Origin of the sequence: Kitasatospora sp. A2-31 (assembly GCF_022288725.1) — a bacterium.
GTDB lineage: Bacteria > Actinomycetota > Actinomycetes > Streptomycetales > Streptomycetaceae > Kitasatospora.
This window is the reverse complement of sequence record NZ_JAKNTA010000015.1, coordinates 37,925-43,924: the sequence shown is the minus strand read 5'-3', so window position 1 is coordinate 43,924 and position 6,000 is coordinate 37,925. Positions and strand designations below refer to the sequence as shown.

Annotated in this window: 3 protein-coding genes; all 3 read right to left on the bottom strand. The window is 70.8% G+C overall.

The window, feature by feature from the left end; all coding sequences use genetic code 11:
* Positions 1-9: 9 nt before the first annotated feature.
* Positions 10-249 carry an acyl carrier protein gene (locus MCM47_RS31725; RefSeq protein ID WP_308222530.1) on the bottom strand — a complete coding sequence of 80 codons (240 nt, stop codon included), beginning with the start codon at positions 247-249 and terminating at the stop codon, positions 10-12.
* Complete coding sequence (locus tag MCM47_RS31705) at positions 242-4,330, bottom strand: type I polyketide synthase (RefSeq protein ID WP_255753081.1); 4,089 nt, start codon at positions 4,328-4,330, stop codon at positions 242-244. The genes MCM47_RS31725 and MCM47_RS31705 overlap by 8 nt, the downstream gene beginning before the upstream one ends.
* A gap of 687 nt (positions 4,331-5,017) precedes the next feature.
* Positions 5,018-5,812, bottom strand: a complete 795-nt coding sequence (locus MCM47_RS31700) for a VOC family protein (RefSeq protein ID WP_238865455.1) — start codon at positions 5,810-5,812, stop codon at positions 5,018-5,020.
* Between the last annotated feature and the right edge of the window lie 188 nt (positions 5,813-6,000).

Genomic DNA, 6,000 nt, shown 5'->3' with positions numbered 1-6,000 from the left:
GGGGTGGGGTTAGGGGGTGGGTTGAGGGGTGAGGGTGGTGAGGAGGTGGTGGAGGGGTTCGGGGCCGAGGAGGCGTCCGGCGGTGAGGTCGAGGCCGTGGGTGGTGTGGAGTTCGTTGCGTAGTCGGGTGGCGGTGAGGGAGTCGAGTCCGAGGTCGCGGAGGGGGCGGCGGTGGTCGATGTGGTCTTGGGGGATTTCGAGGAGGTGGGCGATGTGGTGGAGGAGGGTTTGGGCCTGTCTCTTATACACATCTAGATGTGTATAAGAGACAGGTGCAGGTGGGGGTGAGGCGTTGGGTGAGGGTGGTGAGGGTGGTGCGGGTTTTGGCGTGGGAGGCGGGGTGGGGGAGGGGTTGGAGGGTGATGTTGAGGAATTCGGCGAGGGTGTGGCCGGTGGTGTCGAGGAAGAGGACGTCGGCGTGGGTGGGGTGGGTGCGTTTGGTGGGGCGGATGCGGGCGAGTGCCCAGTAGTCGCTGGTGGGTGGTTGGTGGATGTGGATGGTGCCGAAGCGGGTGGGGGTGTAGGTGGTGTGGGGTCGGTAGGCGGCGAGGAGGGTGAGGAGGCCGGCTTCCCAGGTGAGGCCGTCGGTTGCGCTGGTGACGGGCATGGCGCCGGTGGTGGGGGTGGTGTCGGTACTGGCTGTGGTGGGGGTGGGGTGGAGGCGGGCGATGGCGAGGTTGTTGCGGCGCCAGAGGTGTTGGAGCGCTTGGTGGTTGGGGTTGATGGTGATGCCGTGGGTGTCGGTGAGGTGGTGGAAGTCTTGGGGGGTGTGGTAGTCGAGGCGTTTGGCGAGGGTGTGGTGGAGGAGGGTGTGGCGGTGGGGGGGGGGGGGGGGGGGGGGGGGGGGGGGGGGGGGGGGGGGGGGGGGTGGGTCGATGGTGATGCGGAGGTGGGTGTGGGGGATGTCGTGGTGGGTGAGAAGGGTGTTGGTGAGGTGGGTGTTGGTGAGGGTGTGGGGGTGGCCGAGGGTGGTGTGGGCGGTGTGGAGGATGGCGGCGAGGTAGGTGGTGGGGGGGAGGGGGCGTAGGCCGCGGATGGTGATGGGGGTGTGGTCGGGGGTGATGCCCCAGTGGGCGAGGGGGGCTTCCAGGGTGTGGGGGGCGGGCGGGGTGAGGGTGTGGTTCCCTGTGTGGCTCCCGGTGTTGCTCCCGAAGCCGCTGCCGGGGCCGGTGGTGGGGTTCGGGCTGTTGTCGTGGCTGGTGGCGAGGTAGGTGCTGCTCGGGGTGCCGGTGCCGGTGCCGGCGTGGCTCGTGCCGAGGGTGCCGGTGCTGGTGTGGGTGGGGTGGCGGAAGGGTTTGGTGTCCCAGGTGTAGGTGGGGAGGTCTGGGATGTGGGGTGGGGTGGTGGTGTTGTAGTGGCGGTTCCAGTTGATGGTGGCGCCGTGGGTGTGGGCGTGGCCGAGGGTTTCGAGGAGGGTGGTGGGGGCGTGGTGGTGGCGTTGGAGGGTGGGCAGGGTGGTGCCTTCGGTGGTGGTGGTGCGGAGGGTTTCGTCGATGGCGGTGGTGAGGACGGGGTGGGGGCTGATTTCGAGGAAGATGGTGTTCTGTTGGCAGAGGTGGCGGATGGCTTCGGTGAAGCGGACGGGTTGGCGGAGGTTGTTTTGCCAGTACTGGGGGGTGAGTTCGGTGCCGGTGAGGGGTTGGGCGTGGAGGCTGGAGATGAGGGGGGTGTGAGTGCGCTGGGGGGTGATGTGGGTGAGGGCGGTGGTGAGGTCGTGGGCGATGAGGTCCATGTCGGGGGAGTGGGAGGCGACTTCGACGCGGACGGTGCGGCAGAGGATGCCGTGTTGTTCGAGGTGGTGGGTGATGGTGGTGAGGGTGTGGGGTGGTCCGGCGAGGATGGTGGAGGTGGGGGAGTTGTCGGCGGCGATGCAGGCGGGGGCGTAGTCGGGGTGTGAGGTGAGGAGGGTGCGGGCGGCGTCGGCGCTGAGTTCGACGGCGAGCATGGCGCCGCGGCCGGCGAGGCGGCGCATGAGGTGGCTGCGGCGGCAGATGATGGCGGTGGCGTCGTTGAGGGTGAGGGCGCCGGCGGTGTGGGCGGCGGCGACTTCTCCCATGCTGTGGCCGAGGCAGACATCGGGGTCCAGGCCCATGCCGCGCAGGGTGGTGGCGAGGGCGGTGCCGATGGCGAAGAGGGCGGGTTGGACCTTGTCGATGTCGGTGGGCAGGGTGGTGGCTTCGGTGAGCAGGGTGGTCAGGGACCAGCCGAGTTCGTTGTGGATGGCGTGGTCGCAGGCGGTGATGGTGTTGCGGAAGGTGGGGTTGGTGGCCAGGAGGTCGCGTCCCATGCCGAGCCATTGGGAGCCTTGGCCGGGGAAGATGAAGGCGGTGCGGCGGGGGGTGTAGCCGGCGTGGGCGGTGGCGGCGCCGGTGGTGGGTTTGCCGGCGGCGATGTCGCGTAGGCGGTGGGCGAGGTCGGTGTGGGTGGCGCCGCGGGCCCAGAGCCGGTGGGGGTGGGTGTCGCGGCGTAGTGCGGCGGCGGCGCACAGGTCGCGCAGGCGGTGGCGGTGGCCGTCGCCTTCGAGGTAGTCGGCCCAGGCCGAGGCCAGCAGGGTCAGTGAGCGCTCGGAGCGGGCGCTGAGTACCAGTAGCTGTTCGCCGTCGCCCGGATCCTGAGCGCCCGCTCCCGCTCCCGCGTTCGCGTTCTTCGGGACGGCGGTGGTTGCGGTGGTGGTGTTCCCGAGGCTTGAACCGGTCGGCGTGTCCTGGGGGTTGAGGCCGGCGGGTGTGCGCGTGGTGGCTGGGGTGTTCGTCATGGCAGGCGTGCTGGTGGTGGTGTGTCCCGCGTCGGCCGTCTCCCCCTCGGCCGCGTGGGTGGTCGCCGCGAGGGCGCTGGTGCCGGGGCCGGTTGCTTCTGCGGGGTTGGCGTGGGTGGCGGCTGCTTCCTCGCGGGTGTCGGTGAGGGTGGGGTGTGCCGCGTCAGCCGTCTGTGCCGCGTCGGCGCTCTTGCCGTGGGTCGTGTGGGTGGTCGCCGCGAGGGCGTTGGTGTGGGGGTTGGTTGTGTGTGTGGGGTTGGTGGGGGCGGGGTGGTGGGTGCCGATGATGATGTGGGCGTTGGTGCCGGAGATGCCGAAGGAGCTGATGCCGATGCGGGCGGGGGTGTGGGGGCTGGGGGTGAGGGGGGTGTTGCGGGTGACGATGGTGATGTTGAGGTGTTCGTCGGTGATGACGGGGTTGGGTTGGGTGCAGTGGAGGGAGGCGGGGATGGTGTGGTGTTGGGCGATGAGGATGGCTTTGATGAGTCCGGCGATGCCGGCGGCGGATTCGGCGTGGCCGATGTTGGTTTTGACGGAGCCGGTGGGGAGGGGGTTGTGGGTGGGGCGGGCGGTGGCGTGGGCGAGGGCGCGTAGTTCGACGGCGTCGCCGACGGCGGTGCCGGTGCCGTGGGCTTCGATGTAGTCGAGCTGGTCGGGGGTGATGCCGGCGGTTGTGGCGGCGGTGTGGAGCATGGTGATCTGGCCGCTGACAGCGGGTTGGAGGAGGAGGCCGCTGCCGCGGCCGTCGTTGGTGACGGCGCTGCCGAGGATGGTGGCGAGGATGTTGTCGCCGTCTGTGTGGGCGTCGGTGAGGCGTTTGAGGATGACGACGCCGACGCCGTCGCTGCGGACGAAGCCGTTGGCGTTGGCGTCGCCGAAGCGGCAGCGGCCGTCGGGGGAGAGCATGGCGCCCTGGGAGTAGGCGATGGCGTCGTGGCTGGAGAGGACGATGTTGACGCCGGCGGCGATGGCGAGGTCGCATTCGCCGGTGAGCAGGGACTGGCGGGCGGCGTGGACGGCGACGAGGGAGGAGGAGCAGGCGGTGTCGATGACGACGCTGGGGCCGAGCAGGTCGAGGGCGAAGGACAGGCGTCCGGCGGTGACGGCGCGTAGTCTGCTGCCGGCCATGTCCTGGATGTGGGGGCCGGTGGGGTGGGCGGAGACTTCGGAGTATTCGGCGGTGGCCTGGCCGACGAAGACGCCGGCGTGGGTGCCGGCGAGGGTGGAGGGGCGGATGCCGGCGTGTTCGAGGGCTTCCCAGGCGGTGTGCAGGAGCAGGCGCTGCTGGGGGTCGACGGTCTTGGCCTCGGCGGGGGATATCCCGAAGAAGGCGTGGTCGAAGGCGAAGACGTCGTCGATGAAGCCGCCGTGGCGTGAGGCGGTCTTGCCCGGGGTGCCGGAGTGGGGTGCCCAGTGGGGGGTGATGTCGAAGCGCTCGGGGGGCACGGGGGTGACCGAGTCCGTGTTGGCCAGCAGGTTGTTCCAGAACTCGGCCGGCCCGTTTGCGCCCGGGAAGCGGCACCCGAGACCGATGACGGCCAGCGGGGTGGGGGCGACGTGTGTCGAATGTTCCATGGGATGGGCCCAACCTCTTCATTGAATCCGACCGGTGAGGACGTTTCAGCACTGCCGTTGGACGAGCAGGATGCAAACTTACACTGCGAGTCAAGTTTGGCCCTAGTGTTTTCAAAGAGAACCCCGCCGTCTCGGGATGTGGGATGACCTGGGCAGGTTGACACGCTCCCGCAACACCAACCGCCTCCCGCAGGGCACATGACGTCACGTCAGCAACAGCCTCAGCCTGCCGCCTTGCAGGCTCGGCCCCGCTGCCCCGACGCCGACCGGGCTGTCATGGCGCGGACCGGCTGGCGTGGCGCGGGCCGGGCGGGCTGTCGCGGCGCGGGTCGGGTGTCTTGGCGTGGACGGGCTGGCGTGGTGCGGGCCGGGTGCGGCGCGGCCGGGCTGTCGTGGCGGGGGTCGGCTGCGTCGGCGTGGCGTCCTCAGGTTGAACTCGCGTTGTCGGCGGTGTGTAGCAGAGCGGGCGGCCCCGCCGCCGGAGCTCCACCCTGCTCCGGCAACTGCACGAGCACCGTCTCCATCCGCCACCCTCCGGTCACGCCTCGCTACCCAGTGCGACAGATCGGGACTCGTCCGCGCACGAAACACCGCGTGCGGCGCGCGGCATCGGCGGGAGGCCGGTCCCGAGCCCGGGTCGAACCGTGGTCCCGTCCGCCGACGGTGAGGCCCGTACGGACTCCCGCCCTACCGCGCCGGCAGGTTCACCGCCCAGACGCTGAACGCGGCACCCTGCGGGTCCCGGAGCGCCGCGAGCGGCCCGACCGGGGTGTCGATCGGCCCGTGCACGACGGATCCGCCGAGCGCCTCCGCACGGGCGGCGGTCTCCTCGACGTCGGTCACCGCGAAGTAGACGATCCAGCGGGCCACCGCGCGCTCGCGCTGGAGGGGGATGACTCCGCCGACCATGTCCTCGCCGGCCACCAGTCCGGTGAACGGCGAGCCCCCGAGGTCGACGACCCGTACGGTGAGCCCGAACACCTCCCGGTGGAAGGCGAGGGCCGTGTCCCGGTCACCCGTCATGAGCTCACTCCAGGTGTACGCCCCGGGCTCGTTGACCACGATCCCCTCGGCGCCCTCCCCCCTCGCGCAGAGCCCGACGAGCGCGCCGGTCGGATCCACCGCGAGGGCCGTCCGCTCCGCCCCCACGCCGTCGCCGGGTGGCATCAGCAGCGAACCGCCCGCCGCCTCGACCTTGGCGGCGGCGGCCTCGATGTCGTCCACGGCGAGGTACGTCCACCAGGCCGGGGACGCGCCGCCCGCCTCGACGATCCCGGCGACCACTCCGCCGTGGTGCATGGCGATCGTGTGGCCCGGGGCTTCCGGAGTCACCGAGTCCTTGAACTCCAGTTCGTTGAGGTCTCGATCCTTGAACTCCCAGCCGAACAGGCCGCCGTAGAAGGCCATCGCGGCCTCCCGGTCGGTGGTCCGGAGGTCGATCCGACTGGGGGTGCCTTCGCGCCACCAGGTTCGTCGCGGCATGACGGTCACTCTCCTGTTCCGGGCAGCGCGAACAGCGCGGCCGGCCGTGCCGGTCGCGCTGTCGCGGAGTCTTCGGGGCCGAACGCATCCGCCCCCTGAACGGCGGTGCGTTCAGGGGGCGGATGCGTTCGATGTGCGGTACCCGTCCAGCCTAGCGCGGCACGGACATGACCGTCCATCAGAACCCT